The 19881-nt window shown below is 68.8% G+C and carries 17 protein-coding genes; 11 read left to right on the top strand and 6 right to left on the bottom strand.

Annotated features, from left to right (window positions below; genetic code table 11):
- Positions 1 to 45 precede the first annotated feature (45 nt).
- The gene (locus tag R5W23_RS06625) at positions 46 to 567 is read right to left on the bottom strand and encodes a hypothetical protein (RefSeq protein ID WP_320685657.1); all 522 of its coding nucleotides are present in this window, start codon (positions 565 to 567) and stop codon (positions 46 to 48) included.
- Positions 568 to 690: 123 nt separating this feature from the next.
- Between R5W23_RS06625 and dnaE the strand changes: the two genes are divergently transcribed.
- A complete protein-coding gene (dnaE, locus tag R5W23_RS06620) occupies positions 691 to 4788 on the top strand; it encodes a DNA polymerase III subunit alpha (protein ID WP_320685656.1) in 4098 nt (1365 codons plus the stop codon).
- Between the two features lie 40 nt (positions 4789 to 4828).
- Here the strand turns inward: dnaE and crcB are convergent, their stop codons facing one another.
- Complete coding sequence (gene crcB / locus R5W23_RS06615; protein ID WP_320685655.1) at positions 4829 to 5245, bottom strand: fluoride efflux transporter CrcB; 417 nt, start codon at positions 5243 to 5245, stop codon at positions 4829 to 4831.
- Positions 5246 to 5309: 64 nt separating this feature from the next.
- A complete protein-coding gene (locus R5W23_RS06610) occupies positions 5310 to 6800 on the bottom strand; it encodes a hypothetical protein (protein WP_320685654.1) in 1491 nt (496 codons plus the stop codon).
- A gap of 876 nt (positions 6801 to 7676) precedes the next feature.
- Between R5W23_RS06610 and R5W23_RS06605 the strand changes: the two genes are divergently transcribed.
- Complete coding sequence (locus R5W23_RS06605) at positions 7677 to 8378, top strand: RNA polymerase sigma factor (protein ID WP_320685653.1); 702 nt, start codon at positions 7677 to 7679, stop codon at positions 8376 to 8378.
- A 52-nt stretch (positions 8379 to 8430) separates the two neighbouring features.
- Here R5W23_RS06605 and R5W23_RS06600 read toward each other — a convergent pair whose 3' ends face one another.
- Entirely contained in the window at positions 8431 to 8856 is a 426-nt protein-coding gene (locus tag R5W23_RS06600; RefSeq protein ID WP_320685652.1) for a hypothetical protein, read from the bottom strand.
- A gap of 525 nt (positions 8857 to 9381) precedes the next feature.
- Between R5W23_RS06600 and R5W23_RS06595 the strand changes: the two genes are divergently transcribed.
- Positions 9382 to 10413, top strand: a complete 1032-nt coding sequence (locus R5W23_RS06595) for a hypothetical protein (protein WP_320685651.1) — start codon at positions 9382 to 9384, stop codon at positions 10411 to 10413.
- A 32-nt stretch (positions 10414 to 10445) separates the two neighbouring features.
- Positions 10446 to 10856 (top strand): DUF1573 domain-containing protein, encoded by a 411-nt coding sequence (locus tag R5W23_RS32590; RefSeq protein WP_407936106.1) that lies wholly within the window; start codon positions 10446 to 10448, stop codon positions 10854 to 10856.
- 146 nt (positions 10857 to 11002) lie between these two features.
- Here the strand turns inward: R5W23_RS32590 and R5W23_RS06590 are convergent, their stop codons facing one another.
- Complete coding sequence (locus tag R5W23_RS06590) at positions 11003 to 11551, bottom strand: RNA polymerase sigma factor (protein WP_320685650.1); 549 nt, start codon at positions 11549 to 11551, stop codon at positions 11003 to 11005.
- Positions 11552 to 11755: 204 nt separating this feature from the next.
- Positions 11756 to 13627 carry a sigma-54-dependent Fis family transcriptional regulator gene (locus R5W23_RS06585; protein ID WP_320685649.1) on the bottom strand — a complete coding sequence of 624 codons (1872 nt, stop codon included), beginning with the start codon at positions 13625 to 13627 and terminating at the stop codon, positions 11756 to 11758.
- Positions 13628 to 13713: 86 nt separating this feature from the next.
- Here R5W23_RS06585 and R5W23_RS06580 point away from each other — a divergent pair, with 86 nt between their 5' ends.
- From R5W23_RS06580 to R5W23_RS06550, 7 genes are all read left to right on the top strand, one after another.
- Positions 13714 to 14172, top strand: coding sequence for a hypothetical protein (locus tag R5W23_RS06580; RefSeq protein ID WP_320685648.1), 459 nt, complete (start codon positions 13714 to 13716; stop codon positions 14170 to 14172).
- A 61-nt stretch (positions 14173 to 14233) separates the two neighbouring features.
- Complete coding sequence (locus tag R5W23_RS06575) at positions 14234 to 14794, top strand: DinB family protein (RefSeq protein ID WP_320685647.1); 561 nt, start codon at positions 14234 to 14236, stop codon at positions 14792 to 14794.
- Complete coding sequence (locus R5W23_RS06570; protein ID WP_320685646.1) at positions 14782 to 15528, top strand: NRDE family protein; 747 nt, start codon at positions 14782 to 14784, stop codon at positions 15526 to 15528. Before R5W23_RS06575 ends, R5W23_RS06570 begins: the two co-directional genes overlap by 13 nt.
- Positions 15525 to 17126, top strand: coding sequence for a VTT domain-containing protein (locus tag R5W23_RS06565; RefSeq protein ID WP_320685645.1), 1602 nt, complete (start codon positions 15525 to 15527; stop codon positions 17124 to 17126). Before R5W23_RS06570 ends, R5W23_RS06565 begins: the two co-directional genes overlap by 4 nt.
- 214 nt (positions 17127 to 17340) lie before the next feature.
- Positions 17341 to 17892, top strand: a complete 552-nt coding sequence (locus R5W23_RS06560; protein ID WP_320685644.1) for a peroxiredoxin family protein — start codon at positions 17341 to 17343, stop codon at positions 17890 to 17892.
- A 508-nt stretch (positions 17893 to 18400) separates the two neighbouring features.
- The gene (locus R5W23_RS06555; RefSeq protein WP_320685643.1) at positions 18401 to 18916 is read left to right on the top strand and encodes a sigma-70 family RNA polymerase sigma factor; all 516 of its coding nucleotides are present in this window, start codon (positions 18401 to 18403) and stop codon (positions 18914 to 18916) included.
- A complete protein-coding gene (locus R5W23_RS06550) occupies positions 18913 to 19881 on the top strand; it encodes a hypothetical protein (RefSeq protein ID WP_320685642.1) in 969 nt (322 codons plus the stop codon). Before R5W23_RS06555 ends, R5W23_RS06550 begins: the two co-directional genes overlap by 4 nt.

Here is a 19881-nt window from a genome sequence, read left to right as displayed (position 1 = left end):
TTTGATACCGCCTCGTGTTCTTGGTTGAGGCTCGCTTTCGCGCACCTACTCCGTGAGCTGAAACGAGTTCAGAAACTCGTTCGCGAGGTCGGACTGTACGTAGGTGTCGGTGCCGATCACCATCACCTGATACAGTCGCGGGCCGACAACCCAGATCCGCGCCCGCATCGCCCCCCGCGTGGGCTGCGTGATCGACGCCGAGAACTCGCGCCCGGCGTACTTACCGGCCAGAACGTGCGAGCCGCTCGACTCCTCTTTGCCGCCCGCGGCGCGGATCAGGTCGCCTTTCGCCGAGTTCAGCACCCAGGGGACGAATTCCGGCGGCTCGTCGCCCTTCACCGGCAGTTCCGTGACCGTGACCGAGCGGGCGCCGTCCGACGTCTCGACCTTGTACGTCACCGACCGCGTGCCGCCAACCACCCGGTCGCTCGTCTGCGGGGCGGTCCCGAACTTCACCTTGAACTTGTCCGCCGTCGAGACGAACTCCGGCGCGTCCGCACACCCCGACACAACGCACGCCGCGAGCGCCAGGGCGCCACCCAGCGCCGGGCGCGTGAGCTGAAGCATCGTTCGTTCTCCTCGCACCGGCGCCCGCTAGCTCACCTTCCGTCCCGCGCGCGCCGGGGGTATAACCACAGTGTAACCGGTCTTGTTCGAATGTTCACGCCCTCACCGCGACGGTAACCACGCATGGCGAAGTGCTTCTGCCACCTGCACCTGCACACCCACTACAGCCTGCTGGACGGGTTCAACCGCATTCAGCCGCTGGTGAAGCAGACCAAAGAGCTGGGCATGAACGCGGTCGCGATCACCGACCACGGGAACCTGTACGGCGCCATCGAATTCTACATGGAGTGCAAGAAGGGCGGCATCAAGCCCATTATCGGGTACGAGGCGTACCTGGCCCCCGGCTCGCGCCTCGACCGCGACAGCAAGGGCGAACTCGGGTTCTCGACCCACCTTACGCTGCTGGCCCAGAACGAGACCGGGTTCAAAAACCTCATCAAGCTGTCCAGCAGCGCGTACCTGGAAGGGTTCTACCGCAACCCGCGCATCGACCGCCAGATCCTGGAGGCCCACAAGGACGGGCTCATCTGCCTCAGCGGGTGCCTGGCCGGCGAGTTCAACCAGTACATCATCAAGGACAAGCCGCAGGAGGCGGAGAAGACGGCCAAGTGGTTCCGCAAGGTGTTCGGCGAGAACTACTTCATCGAGATCCAGAACAACGGGATCGGGCTCCAGGACCAGTGCACGCCCGTGGCCGCGGACATCGCGAACCGGCTCGGCGTCCCGCTGGTGGCCACCGCCGACGCGCACTACCTGTGCGCCGAGGACGCCCAGGCGCACGACATCCTGTTCTGCATCAACACGCGGCAGATGCACGACCCGCGGAAGAAGAAGTACCCCGAAGAGCGGATGCCCAACCCGTACTTCGTCCGCAGCCCCGAGGACATGTACCGGCTGTTCCCCAACTACCAGGACGCGGTCGCGCGCAGCCAGGAGATCGCCGACAAGGTTAACATCGACCTGGACTTCAAGAAGCGGCACTTCCCGGTGTTCACCACCCCGGAGGGGCGCACCCCCGAGCAGTACCTGCGCGAGCTGTGCGAGCGGGGCATGGAGGAGCGGTACGAGGGGAAGGCGTCCGAGGCCGTGCGCAAGCGCCTCGACCACGAGCTGGGCATCATCGCGCGGATGGGGTTCTCGAGCTACTTCCTCATCGTGTGGGACTTCGTCCGGTTCGCGCGCGAGGAGGGCATCCCCTGTACGGCCCGCGGCTCCGGGTGCGGGGCGATCGTCTGCTACCTGCTGTACATGAGCCACGTCTGCCCGATCGAGTACGACCTGCTGTTCGAGCGGTTCCTCGACCCGAACCGCTCGGAAGCGCCCGACATCGACATCGACTTCTGCCAGGACCGGCGCGAGCTGGTCATCGACTACGTGAAGAAGAAGTACGGGGAGGAGTCCGTCGCGCAGATCGGCACCTTCGGGACGCTGGCCGCGAAGGCCGCGCTCAAGGACGTGGGCCGCGTGCTCGGGCAGACGCCCGACCGCATGAACGCGCTGTGCAAGCTGGTGCCGATGAAGGGCGCCATCTCGAAGAGCTTGCAGGAGGCGCTGGACGAGTCGCCCGACTTCAAGCGCGAGTACGACCAGGACCCGAGCATCAAGCAGGTCGTGGACATCGCGCTGAAGCTGGAGGGCGCGAACCGGAACGTGGGCAAGCACGCCGCCGGGGTGGTGATCGCGAACGGCCCGGTCACGAACTACGTGCCGGTCCAGCGCCCGCCCAAGAAGGGCGGCAGCGACGAGGGCTCGGACGACACGACCACGATGACCACCCAGTGGGAAATGGGCATCCTGGAGAAGGTCGGCCTGCTGAAGATGGACTTCCTCGGGCTGCGGAACCTGACGGTCCTCGACAACTGCGTGAAGCTCATCAAGAAGACCCGCGGCATCACGGTCGAGCCGACCAAGTTCCCGCTGAACGACGAGGCCACGTACCAGTTGCTCCAGCGCGGCGACGCGAAGGGGGTGTTCCAGCTCGAAAGTGAGGGCATCCGCGAGCTGCTGAAGCGCATGAAGCCGGACAACATCCGCGACCTGATCGCGGTGCTGGCGCTGTACCGCCCCGGCCCGCTCGAGGGCGGGATGGTGGACGAGTACGTGGAGTGCAAGAACAAGCGGAAGCAGCCGTTCTACCCGCACCCGGTGATGGAAGAGGTGCTGAGTGAGACCTTCGCGGTGATGGTCTACCAGGAACAGATCATGCGGATCCTGAACAAGCTCGGGGGGATCGAGCTCGCGAAAGCGTACGCGTGCATCAAGGCCATCAGCAAGAAGAACTTCGAGATCATCAACGCCCGCAAAGTGGACTTCGTGACCGGCGCGAAGGAGCGCGGCCTGGAGGCCGAAAAGGCGGACGAGATCTTCGAGCTGATCGTGAAGTTCGGCGGGTACGGCTTCAACAAGTGTGTGGTCGCGGGGACCGAAGTGACGGACGCTGAAACGGGCGAAGTCGTTACCGTGGGCGAACTGTTCGAGTCGCGCCGCGCGGTCACCGTTCACGCGCTGGGCGCCGACAGTAAGCTCCGCCCGCGCCCCGTGACCGACGTTGTGTGGAACGGGCGCAAGCGCGTGTACCGGCTCACGACCGAACTCGGCAAGAGCATCACCGCGACCGACAACCACCCGTTCTGGACGCCTTACGGGTGGGTGAACCTAGGTGAGCTGGCGATTGGCGATGCCGTTGGAACGGCCGATGTCTCGCTCTTGATGAGCGCGCGGCGCGCCGACCGGTCGCGCAATGACCTCTTCACTCCGAAGGGGTGGGATGAAGTAGCTCATAGCAGCCCCCCGGGAGCGGGCTCCCTGTCGCAACTTGTAACCGCCTCGCCTCGTGTTACCGGAACACGGGGCACGGACGCCGCTGCCGATTCGGACGTGTTCTGGGACCGCGTCGTTTCGATCGAGTACGCCGGGGTTCAGGACACTTACGACCTGACCGTTGACGAGGACCACAACTTCGTCGCGAACGGGCTGATCGTCCACAACTCGCACACCGCGGCGTACGCGCAGATCGGGTACCAGACCGCGTACCTGAAGACGCACTACACCGCCGAGTACATGGCCGCGCTGCTGTCGAGCGAGATCGACGACGGCAACAAGCGCGACGTGTTCATCGACCACATCTCCGACGCCCGCCGGCTCGGCGTCGACGTGCTCCCGCCGGACGTGAACCGCGGGATGGCCGACTTCGACGTGCTGAACAACCGCATCATCTTCGGCCTGACGGCCATCAAGGGGGTCGGGCGCGGCGCGGCGCTCGAGATCGTCCGGGCGCGCAACGAGGGGGGGAAATTCAAGGACCTGTTCGACTTCTGCGAGCGGGTCGACCGGCGCATCATCGCCAAGGCGGCAGTCGAAGGGATGATCCAGGCCGGGGCGTTCGACGTGTTCGGGAAGCGGTCGGCGCAGTTCGCCGCCGTGGCGAAGGCGTACGCGGTGGCCGACCAGCGCGCCGCCGAGAAGCGCAAGGGGCAGACCGGGCTGTTCGACGACGTGGAGGAGGCGGCCGACGCCGGCCCCACCAACCAGGGCCTGACGGACGTGCCCGAGTGGCCCGAGACCGAGCGCCTGAAGTTCGAGAAGGAGGCGCTGGGGTTCTACATCTCGAGCCACCCGCTCGCGCAGCACGACGAGCAGTTGCGCCGGTTCCGCACCCACGACTGCGGGGTGCTCGCGAAGGGCGGGAAGAACGGCACCGAGGCGCGCATCGCCGGGATGATCACCAACCTCGACGTGCGCACCGCGAACAAGGGCCGCAACATCGGCCGCAAGTACGCCATGTTCCGCATCGAGGACTTCACCGGGTCCGTGCGGTGCATCATGTGGTCCGACGAGTACTCGCGGTTCCGCGAGCTGGTCAGCTCGGACACGGTCGCGATCTTCGAGGGGGTGCTGAACTGGGCGCCGGACCGGGCCGAGCCCGACTTCGGGGTCAAGAAGCTCATCACGATGGAGGAGGCCCGCACCGAGTTCACCAAGAGCCTGGTGCTGAAGGTCGCGTACTCCGAGGCCGACGAGGACCTGCGCAAGCTCGAGGCCGTCAGCGTGATCCTGAAGCGGTACCGGGGGCCGTGCCCGGTGTACCTGAGCGTCCGCGACGGTAACGGGAAGCAGGTCCAGTTGAAGATGAGCGAGGAGTACAAGGTGAATCCGGCGGCGGTGAAGCTCGAGGAGCTGGAAATGCTGCTCGGCCAGGGGTCCGTGATCTTCTCGCGCTGAGCCCGTTGCCCCCGGGGCCGCGGCCCCGGGGGGCGTTCTGTTACGCCCGGCCGCCCGCCAGGCGCATCGCGAGCCACACGCCGAACAGCCCGGCCGCGACCGAGCCCAGCACGTACACCGCAGCCGTCGCCGGGCGGTCGGCGCGCAGGAGCTGGAGCGTTTCGAGGCTGAACGTCGAGAACGTGGTGAACCCACCGCAGAACCCGGTGCCCAGGAACAGGTACCAGCTCTTCCGCGACTCGTCCGGGTGGTTCAGGAACGCCGCCGCGACGAGCCCGAGGATCGCCGACCCTGAAGCGTTGATGGCGAACGTGGCCCACGGGAACGCCGCCTCGCCTTGCAGCGTGCGGACGTACAGCCCGAGCCAGTAGCGGGCGTTCGCTCCGGCGCCGCCGCCCGCCGCGAGCAGCACCGCCGGGTGCGTCCCGAGCGCCAGCAGCCAGGTTCCGAGTTCCACGTTTCGGTTCCGTGTTACGAGCGGCCGGCGCCCCCGCTCGCGGCCCGCGGCGCGACGCCGCGCACTACTTCGACCCGCCAGCGAGCGGCACATCCTTTAATACGAACGGCACCTCCACCGACCGCGTATAGGTCCCCCAGAAGGTGACCGTGGCGGGGGCGCGGGGCGCGCCCTTGCCGTCGAGCAGTTCGAGCGTCAACCGGGCGATGATCTGTCGCCCGGACGGGTCGAAGCCGCTCTGCTGGCTCGGCAGCGCGAGGTCGAACACGTTGCCGTCGGCGTCGGTGACGCGCACGCCCAGAACGCTGGAGTTGCTTCCGGCCGCGTTGAGCTTCGCGCCGGGCAGTTCGTCGCTTACGCGGGCGGGCTGCACCCGGAGCGGCTCGTATGCCGTGCTCACGTCCACGAACCGTTTGCCTTTCGCGTCGGTGCGCGGGGTGGCCGTCAGGGCGACGCCCGAAACCCCGCGCCCGGTGACGGTCTTGTCGCCGTCGAGCGCGACCGCGGCCAGCGCCTCCACGCCCGAGCGCGTGAGGCCGTACACCGACCCGGTCAGCTCGCTCGCGGAACTCGCGTTGGTCTTCAACTTGACCAGCGACTGGCGGGCGTTGGGCGTGAAGTTCGGCCCGACCTCGAGCGGGTTCTGCGCGTTCGGGTTGACCACCGTGACCGACCCGTCCGGGTTGCGCACGACCACGACCCCGCCGCCGCGCAGCCGCTGGACCTGGGGCACGGCCGCCGGGGTGAAGTCCGGGATCACCTTCCGCTTTTCGGCGTCCGCGGCGTGGGCGACCTTTACGTCGGCGTTGGACTGCCACAACAGCTTCGGCTCGGGCCACACCTGGAGCACCGTTGCGGCGACGGCGCGCGACTCGGTCCCCTTCGGCAGCTCGAACGCCTCGACCATGACCGCGCCGTGAACGGACGCCGGAAACGGCTTGCCGTCGTGCGCTTCGAGCACCACCGTGTTGTTCGGGTTCCGTGCGGTGCGGACGGGCGTGCCGTCCGGCAACTTCCCCGGGCGCACGTTGTACGGCATGGCCCCGGGGGCGACGAAGCCGCCCGCGCTCGCCACCCGCAGCCGGCCGGCGGCGCACACCTTCTGCACCGCGACCCAGAACGGCACCTTGCCCGTCGCGACGGTGACCTTGGCGCCCGCGGTGTCGTTGGCCCGCGGTCCGCCGACGACCACCTCGCACCCGGCCTGTTTGGACAGCGCGGCCAGGACCGTGTCGAGCGGCGCGTCGGTCGCGTCGAGTTCGACGGTTGTCGGCGCGAGCAGGCGGTCGTTCGCGGCCCGGCGCTCGATCCTCTTTACCAGATCTTTCGCGCGGTCTGCCACCTCCGGGTTCTCGGACCGGGTCGCGGCGCGGAGCCCGGCGAGCGCGAGCGCGCCCAGTTCGTCGAGGCGCTTGGTGGCGGCCTCGCGCTCGGCGAAGTCCTCGCTGCCGAGCGCGTCGATCAGCCGGGGGATGTCGCGCGGGCCGACCGGTTGCACCGGGGCGGCCCCCGCAACCGCGCCGAGCGCGACACAGAGGAGGAGTGCGGACCGCATGGTGCCCTCGCGGCGACGGGGAGCGACGTTCCGCCATCCAGCGTAGCGGAGCGCGAGGGGCACAGGCAAGCGCACGGCCGGCGCCGTTACACGCCCGCACGCGACGCGGGCAGAGCGGGGGCAGAAACGGTTCGCGGTTCGGCTCGCAGCGGCGGCGCGCAGTCGCCTTGCTCACGAAGGCCGTCGCAGCAGTGCAACTCGCCGGCCCCCGCGCACTCGGGGCAGGGCACCCAGGAGGCGCTCAACAGAACAACGTGTTTCCCGTAGCACCGCGGGCAGAGCATCGTCTCCCCTCCGTGAGTTGATTGAGGGCTCCGTTCGAGAGGAGTGTTGTACCGCGCCGGTTGGAGGCGTGACAATGACGGTAGCGGCTGGAGCGATTCGCCGGGTGTCGTGCCGGGTTTGGAACTCAGCAGCGGTTCACCGGCGGAAGAGAGAACCGGGCGCCGGTCGTCGTCACGCACCGCGGCCGGGTGCTTTATTCGGCTCGCGTTATTACGGCAGCGCGAAAGATAAGCAGGGCTGAAGCGCTGGATATCACAGGCAATAAGGGCCGGACCGCTGGCGTTAATGCGTATCCTGCGCGCCGCCGTAATATCCTGCTGCTCGACTGGCTGCGCGCGTTACCACGGATCGTCCTCTCGCTCGGGCGAACGTCCGGACCCACTTGGCAACCGGCAAGGTGCTCCCACCGCAACCAGACGCGAACCCGGTCCTGTGTGCGGCGAGATGTGATTCGGTTATGCAGGTCGTGCCGGTACGGGGTAGAATGGGGGCGCGGGAGGAAACGCACCGACCGGTTGTGTAAGGTTCACATACCGGCTAGGCTTATACCGTTGGATGCGCCGCTCAATGGCCCCCCGAGGCACGTCGGCTGTGGAAGACGACACACCGTTCACCGCGGTTGATCGCGACCTGCTCAAGCGGTGCCTGAACCGCGACCCCGGGTCGTGGAACGATTTCGTGGACCGGTTCCTCAGCCTCATCTACCACACCATCGGGTACACCGCGCACCTCCGCAGTGCCCGCGTCGGCCCAGAAGACGTCGAGGACATCGCCGCCGAGGTGCTCCTCCAGATCGTCGCGAACAACTTCAAGGTGCTGCGCGAGTTCCGCAAGCAGTCCAGCCTCGCGACCTACCTCACCGTCATCACCCGCCGCATCTGCATTCACGAGCTGGTCCGTCGGCAGAAGGTGAAGGAGGCGATCCGCCGGGGCGAGTCGCGCCTGCCGGAACCGGAACCGGATGACGCACCGGTTGCCCAGAAGGGGATGGAAAGTCTGGAAGAGGTGGAAAAGCTGCTTAAGCGCCTCTCCGGGCCGGAGCGCGAGGTCGTCCGCCTCTACTACCTGGAAGGGCGAACCTACGAGGAGATCAGCACGGAAACTGATGTCCCGGTTAACACCATTGGGGCGGTGCTGTCGCGGGCGCGGAAAAAGCTCCGGGCGTCGGTGGCGGCGTCCGGGACCGAACTGCCCGCTCTCGTGAACAGTTCAAAGCCCGCCGCAGCCCCCAAACCGCCACCGAGTGCGATCATCAAACCCAACAAGCCCGGCAAGACCAAGCCGCGCGAGTAGCCGAGGCCCGTCGCAGTGGCCGCGGGATGAAGCTGATTGCGTTCGTAGCCATTCAAATGCCGTTCGGTACAATCGCCGCCCCTTGAGTTCGTTCACTCACAAGGTGCAGCCGGCAGCGTTGTAAAATATCAAAATGCTGGTTCGAATGGGGCCGCTGCGGATTCGCCGCGCCGAGCATCACGTCGCCAGAGTTATTCGCAGCGACACGACTTGTCGGTCCGCACCGACCCGCGCCCCGTCGTAAAGACGTGCCGCGAGTGCTCGTGTCCAAGTGGAAGCGTGCCTCCGCTGCCGTGACCTCTTCGAGCGGCCAAGATTGCCACATCTCTCGCGACTTCTCCGCCATCTTCTCGCGGTGGTCTGCCGTGACCTCTTCGAGCGGCCAAGATTGCCACACCGCGGAGCGGTTCACCGGCACGCCGCCGCGCCCGGACTGCACGCCGCGCACCGGTTCGTGGTAGGCCTCATCGTCGGTCAATGCGGCGTGCCGTGCGCGGGCATCGACACCCGCCGCGAATGACCGCGCCGGGGCAAAAAGAATATCGCAGAATATGCTTGCTCGGCACCCCCTGCATAATTAGCATCTTCAACAGTAAAGATTGTCAGATTTTAGTATATTTGCCGACAGCTCAAATGTCAGGTCGATTTGATAGGCGAGTCGTCGGCATGCAATCCTGTTCGGTTTACCGGGTGGCACAATACCAGGCGGGCGGTCTGCCTGGGAGGCGATGGCCCTTGCCGTGGCCGGCCGGACCGTGTGCGGCATGCTTGCGTCGGCCGATGGCGGCACCGTCGGGGCCGGTGATCCGGTTGCGATCACCCGGCGCATCGGCCGGGGCGCAAGGCCACGTGTAGCGGTTGTGTGACTGTGATCCCCTGCTCCGGTCCGCTGTACGTGTTCTGACTGTCGGATCCCACCGGGCGCGATGCGGCGGGCGTCGCACGTGGCCGGTGGACCGACTGCGATGTCCGATCCGCACGCTCGCGAGATGGAGGGGCGCCCATGTGGCTGGTTACTCGGTGTGTGGCGATGGCTCTACTACTCACATCGCCCGGCTGGAGTTGGGCCGACGATGCGACGTTGACCCGGCTCAAGGTCGAGGGCCGGTCGGCGTGGCGTGCGCTCGAAGAGTCGGCGGCCACCCGTTCGTGGGCCGGCCGGGTTACGGACGAGGTGCAGAAGACGGGCGAGGCGAAACAGCCCGCGCGCCACCACGGCGTCGAAGTCGTGGTGCGCCGGCGGCCGGACCGACTCGCCTTCGAGACGCACCGGCAGGAGTTGCCGGACAAGCAAAGCGTGGCGCACTTCGCCCTCGTCATCAATCCCGCGTACTCGTTCGTCGTTACTAAACCCCAGTTGACGACCAAGAACTGGGCGCTCAGCAACTTGGCCGTCAGCGCGGCGGAGACGGAGCGCTCGCGCCAGGGCGTCGAGATGGAGCACGGCTGGCTGATCGCGCCGCACCGGTTCTACGCCGGCGTTCGCATGGACGAGTGGTTCGACCAGCCCTTCGTCACGCTGCTCCAAGCGGACGCCGTCCGCGAGGACGGGCGCGAACTCGTGCGGGCGACGTTCGATTTCACCTTGCCGGCGGACCCCAACCGCACCGCCCTCCGTGGCGAAGCGGTGTACGACCCGGGGCGGGGGTGGGCCATGCTCCGGCGGGTTATCCGCCGTCCCGGTGTGAGCGGGGTGAGCGACGAGGCAAAGATCCAGTACGCCGGGACCGATCCCTCCCCACTCGCCTGGGAGCGCGTGTCCGTGAACAGTAAGCTGCCGTCCCGCGAGCTAATTAAAACGTTTACGATTAAATCAATCTCGCAAGAGCCGTCCCCCGACGAATCGTACACACTGCCCGCCTACGGGTTGCCCGAGATCGGCGCCCCGGGTGATGACCAAGCCGGCGGCCAACCCCCTCCCACCCCACCTCCCAGTCGGGGCTGGGGCTGGGGCTGGCTCGGGCTGGCCGCTTTTAGCGTCGTGGGGCTGTGCCTCGCTGCCACCGCCGTTTACCGGAAGCGGCGAACCGCGTAACCCGATGCACTCGCCCGGCGGAGGTCGATGACATGCGTATTGTGGCAGCGTTGGTGTTGTGTGGTGCCGGCGCACTCGCCGGATGCGACTCGCACGCGCGGTACCGTCCGCCGCCGCCCGTTGGCGATCAGGTTACGATTAACCGGTCAACAAACTTGGGGCGCGTGTCGGTCGGGTCCGCAGCCGTAGCCCGGTTCGACCTCACCAACGGCGGCGCCACGGACCTTATCGTTCTTGGGGGACAGGGGTGTTGCAAAGTGGAAGGGTGTGCCGAACTGGCAGGCGAGTTCCCCCTAACACTGGCCCCGGGTCAGACGTGTACTCTGAAGGTGGCCTGTGCCTTTAAACGCTGCGGCCACTTCGTGGGGAAAATTGTGCTGTACACAAATTCGGCACAAGACAAAGTCGTTGAACTTTCGGTGCTTGCCGAGGTGGCGGAGTGAGCCGCTTGCCCCCACAATACGCCGGCGGCGGAGCGGCTCTGTTTCTTGACTGACCAATTGGCGGTGCCCCGTAGGGACGTACACGGCCCGGTCCCGTGCGACGCCAGCGTCGCGGCGTCACGATTCAACTCCGCAAATGAAGGCGATCACACCGCGTTGGCGAACTGCGGCTCGAGAATCGTTTTGAGGGCCTGCCGGGCGCGGTGCAGGCGGGTCTTCACCGCGCCGCAGTTCGTGCCGAGCTGAACGGCCGTCTCCTCGGTGCTCAGCCCTTCGAGGTCGCGGAGCCGGATCACGGTGCGGTACGCCTCCGGGAGCTGTTCCACGCCCTCCCGCACGCGGGCGCACGTCTCCGCCTGTGACAACGCGGTGTCGCCGCCCGCGCCGGCCGTGGGCGCGTCGCCTTCCAGCGGCACCAGGCGCGACCGCTTGCGGGCGCGGAGCTTGAGGAGGCACGCGTTCACGGTGATGCGGTGCAGCCAGGTGCCGAGCCTCGCGGCGCCGTCGAACGCGGGCATCGCCCGGAACGCCGACACGAACGCGTCCTGAACGGCTTCGGCCGCATCGGTGGCACCGAAGAACCGCCGCGCGACGGACGTCATCGCGCCGGCGTGCGTGCGGAACAGGCGCTCGTAAGCGGCGTGGTCGCCGGTCCGCAAACGGGCGACCAACTCGGATTCGTCGGAGAGGGGCATCGGGTGCTCCTGTCGGGTGGGTGACGGGAGCCAAAGCGAGGGCCGTGCCGCGGCGCGGGGAGCGGCCCGCCGCGGCCCAGGATCGCTTGATTCGCAAGGCAATCGCGACGTGAAATTGTTCGGAGCGGCGGGAGCCAACGTCGGGAGGCGGCGCCCGCCGCCCACGACATTTCGTGGGCGCCACGACGGGCCGTGGGCGGGCCGCTACGACGGCCGCAGGATGCCGAGCTTCTTCATCCGGCTGCGGAGCGTGTTCGGGTGCAGGCCGAGCACCGTCGCGGCCCCGTTCGGCCCCTCGATCACCCAGCCGGTTTGCGCGAGGACGCTGCGAATGTGGTCGGCCTCGACCGCGACGAGGCTCTGGCCGCCGGCCCCGGCGGGCGCGTCGTCCCCCCGCGTGACCGGCAGCACGTCCGGGTCGATGACCAGCTCCGGGCCGTCGGACAGGATCGCCGCGCGCTCGATGACGTTCTCCAGTTCGCGGATGTTCCCCGGCCAGTCGTAGCCGACCAGCGCGTCCAGCGTTTCCCCGCTCACGCGCTCGATCCGTTTGCCCAGCCGGCCCGAAAGCTTGCCCAAGAAGAATCGCACCAGCAGCGGGATGTCGCCGGGGCGCTCGCGCAGCGCCGGCAGGCGCACCGGGAAGACGTTGAGCCGGTACAAGAGGTCGTCGCGGAACGTCCCCTGCTTCGCGAGCTGCGCGAGGTCGCGGTTGGTCGCCGCGATCACCCGCACGTCCACCTTCACCGGCGCCGTGCCGCCGACGCGCTCGAACTCGCGCTCCTGGAGCACGCGGAGCAGCTTCGCCTGGGCCTCCAGCGACAGCTCACCGACCTCGTCGAGGAACAGGGTGCCGCCGTCGGCCAGCTCGAACCGCCCCGGCTTGCGCGCGACGGCCCCGGTGAACGCGCCCTTCTCGTGCCCGAACAACTCGCTCTCGACGAGGGTCGTCGGCAGCGCGGCGCAGTTCAGCTTGATGAGCGGTTTCGCCTTCCGGGGGCCGGCGGAGTGGACCGCCCGCGCGACCAGCTCCTTGCCGGTGCCGGTTTCGCCGGTGATGAGGACCGTGGAATCGGTGCCGGCCACCTTCGACACGCGCTGCAGCACCGACACGAGCGCCGGACTTTGGCCGACGATCTCGTCGAAGTTGTGTGCCGCCTTGAGCTCTTCCTGGAGGTAGACGTTCTGTTGCCGGAGCCGCGCCTGCTCCCGCTCCATCAGCACGCGCTCGGTGACGTCGATGAACACGGTGCGGGTGAACTGGCCCCCGCGGTCGGGCCGCGACCACCACTGAACCCAGATCGGGCGCCCGTCGTCCTTGCGGCGGAGCTCGAGCACCACGCCGCCCGTATCGGTGCCGCGCCCGATGGAGGCGAACGCCTCTTTTACCAGCCGCTGAGCGTCGGGCGTGTCCGGCACCAGCGACATGCCGACGGTGCCGACCGCTTCTTCCGGCTTCAAGCCCAGGACGCGCAGGGCGGTCCGGTTGGCGCGGATGAAGCGCGACTCCATGTCCTCGTGAACGTAGGCGACCGGGGCCTCCTCGAACAAATCCCGGAAGCGCTCTTCGCTGTCGCGGAGCATCCGGTCCATGCGCAGCCGGTCGAGTTCCGCGGCGGCGCGGGCGGCGAAGATCTGGAACGTGTAGAGGAGCCGCGGCTCGGCGGGCATCGGGCGGGCGTCGAACACGGCGAGGTGCCCGAGCACCGCCCCGCTCGCGTCGCGGAGCGGCACCCCGAGGTAGCTCTCGACGCCCGCGTCCTTCGGGAACTTCTCCGACACGCCGGTCGGGTGGTGGCAGAAGCGGCCCGCAAGCACGTCCTCGCACGGCGTGCCGGCCAGTTCCCATTCGTCGGGCGGGAGGAACGCCCCGTCCTGCCAAAACGCGAGCGACCGGATGCGGGTCTTCTGCTCGGCGAACTCGGCCACGAAGGCGTTCGGAACGCCGGTCGCCGCGCTCAGGTTCCGCACGAGCGAGCGGAAGAACTCCTCGCCGGTGTGGCCCGCAGTGCCCTCGACAATAGCGCGCAAAGCGGCGACTTCCTCGCGGTCCGCGGGTTGGTTGAGGTCGGGCATCGCGACTCGGTGTAACCGGAACGGGGGTGCTGGCATCGTACCAGCATCCGCGGCGCGCCGCGAGAGCCCTGAACCCGGAGTTGACGATGACGACCGACAGCCCGCGAACCGTGCCCCCCGCTCGGGCCGGCACGTGGTTTCAATACGCCGCGCCCCTGTCGTGGTCGGCGCAAGTCCTGGTCGCCGTGATTCTGGCGCAGACGCTGTACTTCAAGTTCACCTACGCCCCGGAGACGCGGCACATCTTCGGCCCGCTCGGGGGGCGCCCGGCGGCGACCCTGGTCGGCCTGATGGAACTGGTTTGCGTGGTACTGATCCTGATCCCGCGAACGGCCGCGGTCGGCGCGGTGCTGGCGCTGGGGCTGATGGGCGGTGCGCTCATGACTCACCTGACCATGATCGGGATCGCGGTAAAGAACCCCGACACGGGCGAGAGCGACGGCGGGCTGTTGTTCGGGCTCGCGCTGGTCGTGTCGCTGTGCGCGCTGGTGGTACTGGCGTTCCGGTGGCGCGACCTGCCGTTCGTGGGGCGGGCCGCGGTGTAACCAACGGCGCCGCCCGGCATCACACCTGTACCGACCGACCAACCCGTTCGGAGCCGACCCGATGTCCCTGTCCGTTTGTACCGCCGAGCCTCCGTGCGGGCGCGAACCGGCGGCCGTCCGCCCCTTGGCCGGGCTGCTGCGCCAACTGTCCGACCTGATCGAAACGCTCACCGACGACGAGTACACGCGCGCCCCGGTCGGGGTCGTGGAGAGCAGCATCGGCGGGCATGTTCGGCACGCCCTCGACCACATCGCGGCCCTGCTCCGCGGGCTGCCGACCGGCCGACTCAGCTACGATCGCCGCGACCGCGGCACCGACGTGGAGCGCGACCGCCGCGCCGCGCTCGAAGCGGTTCGGCGCCTCGAAGCCGAACTGCTCGCGTTCGAGTGGGCCGCGCTGCCGCGCCCGGTGGCCCTCGAATCGCTGGTCAGCCCGGACCGGCCGCCGGCCCTCGCCCTCACCAGCCCGGAACGCGAGCTGGCGTTCGTCCTCGGCCACACCGTTCACCACAACGCGCTGATCCGGGTGGCGGTGAAGTTGCTCGGGGCCGACGTGCCCGCCGACTTCGGCTACGCCCCGAGCACCCTCGCGCACAGGACGGGCCGCCCGTGTGTACGCTGACCGTCGTGCCCCTCCCGTCGGGCGCGGTGCAGGTCGCGTTCAACCGCGACGAGTCGCGGGCGCGCCCCGCCGGGCTGCCCCCGCGCGTGTGCCAGTTCGGCGCCCGCGCCGCGGCGCTGCCGACCGACCCGGTTTCCGGCGGAACGTGGCTGGCCGTCAACGACGCCGGCCTCGCGCTTGCGGTGCTGAACGTCAACCCGCCCGCGCGTGCTCGGCCCCCTCTCCGGCCCGCGCGCTCGCGCGGCGCGGTCGTTCCTGCGCTGCTCGAATGCGAGTCGCCTTCCGCCGCGCTGGCCGCGTGCGAGCGGCTGGACTACCGCGCCTTCGCGCCCTTTCGCCTTGTACTGGTCGGCCAAGGCGTTGTCGCGGACGTGCGGTGGGACGGTCGCGAACCGATGGTGATGTCGCGGCTGGTGGGCCGTTCGCCGCAGATGTTCACGTCGTCCGGGCTGGGCGATCATCTGGTCGAGGGCGTGCGGCGGGAGCGGTTCGCGGAGATGTTCGCGGGCGCGCCGGAAACGTGGGGAGAGGCGCAGTACGCGTTCCACCGCCACCGCTGGCCGGGGCGCGAGCACCTGAGCGTGAACATGAGCCGCGCCGACGCCCGCACGGTGAGCTACGCGGTCCTCGACGTTCGCGAGGCGGACGCGCTCTTCACGTACCGCGCCGGCGCGCCCGACCAACCGGCCGCCGTCACCACGACCCGCCTTCCCCTTGCCGCCGGTGCCGCGTGACCCCTCCGACGCTCCTCGATGCCGCGATGCTCTCCGGCCCGGTGCTGTTCGCGGCCCTGGTCGTCGCGACGTTCGTTTCGGAAGACCTGACGTGCCTGGGCGCCGGCCTCCTGGTCGCGGCCGGGCGGGTCGAGTGGTTCCCGGCGGTGGCCGCGTGCTTTGCAGGCATCGCGCTCGGCGACGCGGGCGTGTGGCTGGTCGGCTGCGCCGCGGGCGGGCGCGGGTGGGTGACGCGCCGCCTGCCGGAGTCGCGGCGCGCGGCGCTCTCCCACTGGCTCGGCCGGCACGGCGGGAGGGCCGCGTTCGCGTCCCGCTTCCTGCCGGGCACCCGCGTGCCGCTTTTGCTCGCGGCCGGGATCGCGCGACGGGGCGGCGTGCGGTTCCTGCTGTGGGCGTTCGTCGCCGCACTGGTGTGGGTGCCGCTGGTGGTGCTGTCGGTCGCGTTCTTCGGCGCCGCGCTGCCCCGTTGGGCGGTTCTCTCGGCGGCGGTCGGCGCGTTCGTCGCGGTGCGCACCGGGCCGCAATTCTTCACCCGCACCGGCCGTCTGAAGGTCGCGGCGGCGGTGTCGAAGCTGTGGCGGTGGGAGTTCTGGCCGGCGTGGGCGTTCTACCTGCCGCTCGTGCCGTGGTACGCGCTGTTGAGCCTGCGGTACCGCAGTTTCACCGTGTGGACGGCCGCGAACCCCGGCATCCCGGCCGGCGGCGTGGTGGGCGAATCGAAGTCGGACATCCTCGCGAAGTTGCCCAACGAGCGGATCATTCCCACGCTACTGGTCCCGGCCGGTGAGCACGGCGCCCGCGTGCGACAGCTCCGCGAATCGCTTGCGGAGCGTGGATGGAACTTCCCGCTGGTGCTGAAGCCGGACGCGGGGCAGCGCGGGGCGGGGGTGAAAAAGGTTCACGACCCCGCCGACGTGGAGAAGTACCTGCTCGCGAACCCCGGCCCTGTGATCGCGCAGCCGTTCCACGCCGGACCGTTCGAGGCGGGCGTCTTCTACGCGCGCGTCCCGGGCGAAGAGCGCGGCCGCATCTTCTCGGTCACGGACAAGGTGTTTCCCGTCGTAACCGGAGACGGCCGAAGCACGCTCGAAGAACGGGTCTGGGCGCACCCGCGCTACCGGATGCAGGCGGCGGTCTTCCTGTCCCGCCACCGCGCCGACGCCGGCCGCGTGCTCGGCGCGGGCGAACCGTTCGCGCTGGGACTAGCTGGGAATCACTGTCAGGGCACACTGTTCCGCGACGGCGCGCACCTCGTCACGCCGGAACTGGAGGCCGCGTTCGACGCGCTCGCGAAGCACTTCGACGGGTTCTTCGTCGGCCGGTTCGACGTGCGGTACGCCGACCCGGCGGAGTTCCGCGCCGGTCGCGGGTTCGCGGTCGTGGAGCTGAACGGAGCGACCTCCGAATCGACCAACCTGTACGACCCGGCGTGGCCCCTGTGGCGGGCGTACCGGACGCTGTTCGCGCAGTGGGCGCTGGTGTTCCGGGTGGGCGCCGCGAACCGCGCCCGCGGGCACGCGCCGGTTCGCGTGCGGGAGCTTTTCGGCCTGTTGCGCGCCCACTACCGCGACCGCCAGCTCGACACGCTCGCGGACTAACCCGTGTCGCCCCAGGAACGCGCCCGTAGCGGAGCCGGAAGGCATCGCGGAGCGGTCACGGGCGCTGATTGGAGCCGGCCCCGGCGTGTGGCCCGTGTGGGGCGGGTTCCGCACCTGCCGGGATCGGTAAGTTCGGGGTAACCGAACCAGTTCGCCTGGCATCCAACTCGGCCGCGGTGCGGTGTCGCGCCGCGGCTTACCAGGAGATGAGATCATGACGAAGCGTTTCACGGCGACGGCCGCGGTCCTCGCAATTCTCGCCGGCTGCGCGTCCGCGGCCGACGCCCCCAAAGTGGGCGACGAGGCCAAGGACTTCGAGCTGGCGGCGCTGGGCGGGGAGAAGATCACGCTCTCGAAGCTGACCGCGTCCGGGCCGGTGGTGCTGGTGGTGCTGCGCGGCTACCCCGGCTACCAGTGCCCGCTCTGTACCAAGCAGGTCGGCGAACTGACCGGCAAGGCGGACGAGTTCAAGAGGGCCGGCGCGCAGGTCGTGCTCGTGTACCCCGGACCCGCGGACAAGCTGAAGGAACACGCCGGCGAGTTCGTGAAGGGTAAAGATTACCCGGCGCACTTTACGCTGGTGCTCGACCCGGACTACACGTTCACGAACGCTTACGGCCTGCGCTGGGACGCGAAGAACGAGACCGCGTACCCTTCAACGTTCGTCCTCGACGCCAGGCGGAAGGTGACCTTCGCAACCGTCAGCAAGATGCACGGCGGGCGTGCAAAGGCGGAAGAGGTGCTCAAGGCGATACCGGCGAAGTGAGTCAGGTGGCCAAACGCAGAGGGGAATCGAGCGGATCGCAACCGGGCGAGACCACACCAGGAGAAAAGCCGGTAGCACGACACCCGCAGGAAGTGCCTTGCTTCCCAAGCTTTTAGGCTAGCCCGCTCTTCATACTCCCTCACCTGCTATATTGTCAGGCCCATTTCAGCCCCGTAATCGCTCCGTGAAACATAGCCCCAATCCGCCAGCCGGGTGAGCCGTGGAATGGAGGGGGCTGATACCAAATCCGATTGATCCGTAACCGTCGAGTGTAAGAACAACCCTGTAAAACCAGCCTTCCCGGCTTTGAAGAGGGTTACGGATCAATCGGATTTGGTATGAGTCATCGGGTGTAGCTCCACGACCAGACGAACGGGTGGGCTCCACCGGGTGTATCGAGGGGTGCCGGCGACGGCGTTCTTTCGGACCCATTTTTGGAAATGCATGTCACGTTCTGGCGGGGTCGGTTAAGTAATGGTGGCGGCGGGACCGGGCGGGAGGGATTGCGGTGAACCCAGCGGTAGTGGAAGCGACCCGGCTTTGGACGCTGGCGGTGCCGCACGTCTCCGCGTTCGTCACGTCACTCGTCCGCGACTTCCAAGACCGGGACGACGTGCTGCAAGAGACGGCGGTCGCGGTCCTGAACGCGTTCGGGCGGTACGACCCGGCGCAGCCGTTCGTGGCCTGGGCCATCGGCATCGCTCGGAATCAGGTGCGGCTGCACTGCCGGCGGAAAAACCGGGAGCGGATCGCGTTCGACTCGGACGCGGTGGACGCCCTGGCCCACGCCTTCGCGGTCGTCCCCCCGCACGACCCGCGGCTCGACCACCTGGGCCGGTGCGTCGAGGCCCTGGACCCCCAGGCGAAGGAGTTGTGCCGGCTGCGGTACGAACTGGACCTGAAGCCGGCCCGGATCGGGGAGCGAACCGGCACGGCGGCGAACGCGGTCGCCAAAGCCCTCCAGCGGGTCCGCGACCGGCTCCGGGCGTGCGTGGAGCGGAAGGCGCTGGAGGCCGGGGCATGAGTACCGAGCAGCGGCTCCTGGCGTACGGCTACCTCGACGGCACGCTGACGGCGGAGCGGGAGGCGGAATTGAACGCCTGGATCAAGGCGTCGCCCGAGAACGCCGCCGCGTTCGCCGACGTGGTCCGGTTCCACGACCACTTGCGCGGCGTCATCGGGGCCGGTGCTGTGGGGCGTGAGCGGCCGGGCGGGGTCGGATCACCGACCCCGGCGGGCGGCAGCCCGCTTGTCCGATGGCGGTGGCGGCGGCGCATCGGACTGGCGGGCGGGTTCGCGGCCCTGGTCACCGTCGCGCTGGTGGCGCTGTGGTCGGGCACCCCGCCCCAGGCGAGCGCGGCCACGGAACTCGACCGGCTGATCGAACAGGCCGACGAGGGCCGGGACCGTTCCTACCGCATCCGCGCCCTCGACGCCGTGCCGGAGCAACCCGACGAGCGCCGGCCCCCCATCGACGGGGCCACGCTCCACGTCCGCCGGCCCGACCAGTACGTTCTGGTTCGGAAGTTCCCCGACGGCCGCCCGTTCGTGACCGGCAGCGACGGGGAGAAGAGTTGGTCGGTGCCGCCGGTCGGGGCGGGGGCGGTGCGGGTGAGCGGCGACCCGCTGCGGTTCCGGGGGCCGGTTCCGGGGCACCAGCACGGGATCCCGTTCGCCGACCTGCGCTCCGATCTGGTGCGACTCCGAGCCGCCTACGCCGTAACCCCACTCGGCCCGGACGCGGCCGGCAAGCGCGGTCTGCTGGCGGTCAAGAAGTCGGCCGAGTACCGGGGGCCGAACCGGGTCGAACTCTGGTACCACCCGGCCACCGGCGTCGTCCACCGGATGGTGTTCGCCGGAATGCCGAAGGCGCGGGGCGGTCCCGACAGCGTGGCGGTCGAACTGCTCGAACAGCGGGACTTGGGCGGCGACTTCTTCAAGCACCCGGCGCACCACGCCGCCGACCGGCGGGTGGTCGAGGAGGACTGA

The organism is Gemmata algarum, from assembly GCF_034097035.1.
GTDB lineage: Bacteria > Planctomycetota > Planctomycetia > Gemmatales > Gemmataceae > Gemmata > Gemmata algarum.
Note: the sequence above shows the minus strand (reverse complement) of the source record. Positions and strands in the feature narration are given on the sequence as shown.

Excerpts from the sequence above, each read along its gene's own strand:
- R5W23_RS06625 (WP_320685657.1), bottom strand. The coding sequence starts at position 567 with ATGCTTCAGCTCACGCGCCCGGCGCTGGGTGGCGCCCTGGCGCTCGCG.
- dnaE (WP_320685656.1), top strand. The coding sequence starts at position 691 with ATGGCGAAGTGCTTCTGCCACCTGCACCTGCACACCCACTACAGCCTG.
- R5W23_RS06610 (WP_320685654.1), bottom strand. The coding sequence starts at position 6,800 with ATGCGGTCCGCACTCCTCCTCTGTGTCGCGCTCGGCGCGGTTGCGGGG.
- R5W23_RS06595 (WP_320685651.1), top strand. The coding sequence starts at position 9,382 with ATGTGGCTGGTTACTCGGTGTGTGGCGATGGCTCTACTACTCACATCG.
- R5W23_RS32590 (WP_407936106.1), top strand. The coding sequence starts at position 10,446 with ATGCGTATTGTGGCAGCGTTGGTGTTGTGTGGTGCCGGCGCACTCGCC.
- R5W23_RS06590 (WP_320685650.1), bottom strand. The coding sequence starts at position 11,551 with ATGCCCCTCTCCGACGAATCCGAGTTGGTCGCCCGTTTGCGGACCGGC.
- R5W23_RS06585 (WP_320685649.1), bottom strand. The coding sequence starts at position 13,627 with ATGCCCGACCTCAACCAACCCGCGGACCGCGAGGAAGTCGCCGCTTTG.
- R5W23_RS06580 (WP_320685648.1), top strand. The coding sequence starts at position 13,714 with ATGACGACCGACAGCCCGCGAACCGTGCCCCCCGCTCGGGCCGGCACG.
- R5W23_RS06575 (WP_320685647.1), top strand. The coding sequence starts at position 14,234 with ATGTCCCTGTCCGTTTGTACCGCCGAGCCTCCGTGCGGGCGCGAACCG.
- R5W23_RS06560 (WP_320685644.1), top strand. The coding sequence starts at position 17,341 with ATGACGAAGCGTTTCACGGCGACGGCCGCGGTCCTCGCAATTCTCGCC.
- R5W23_RS06550 (WP_320685642.1), top strand. The coding sequence starts at position 18,913 with ATGAGTACCGAGCAGCGGCTCCTGGCGTACGGCTACCTCGACGGCACG.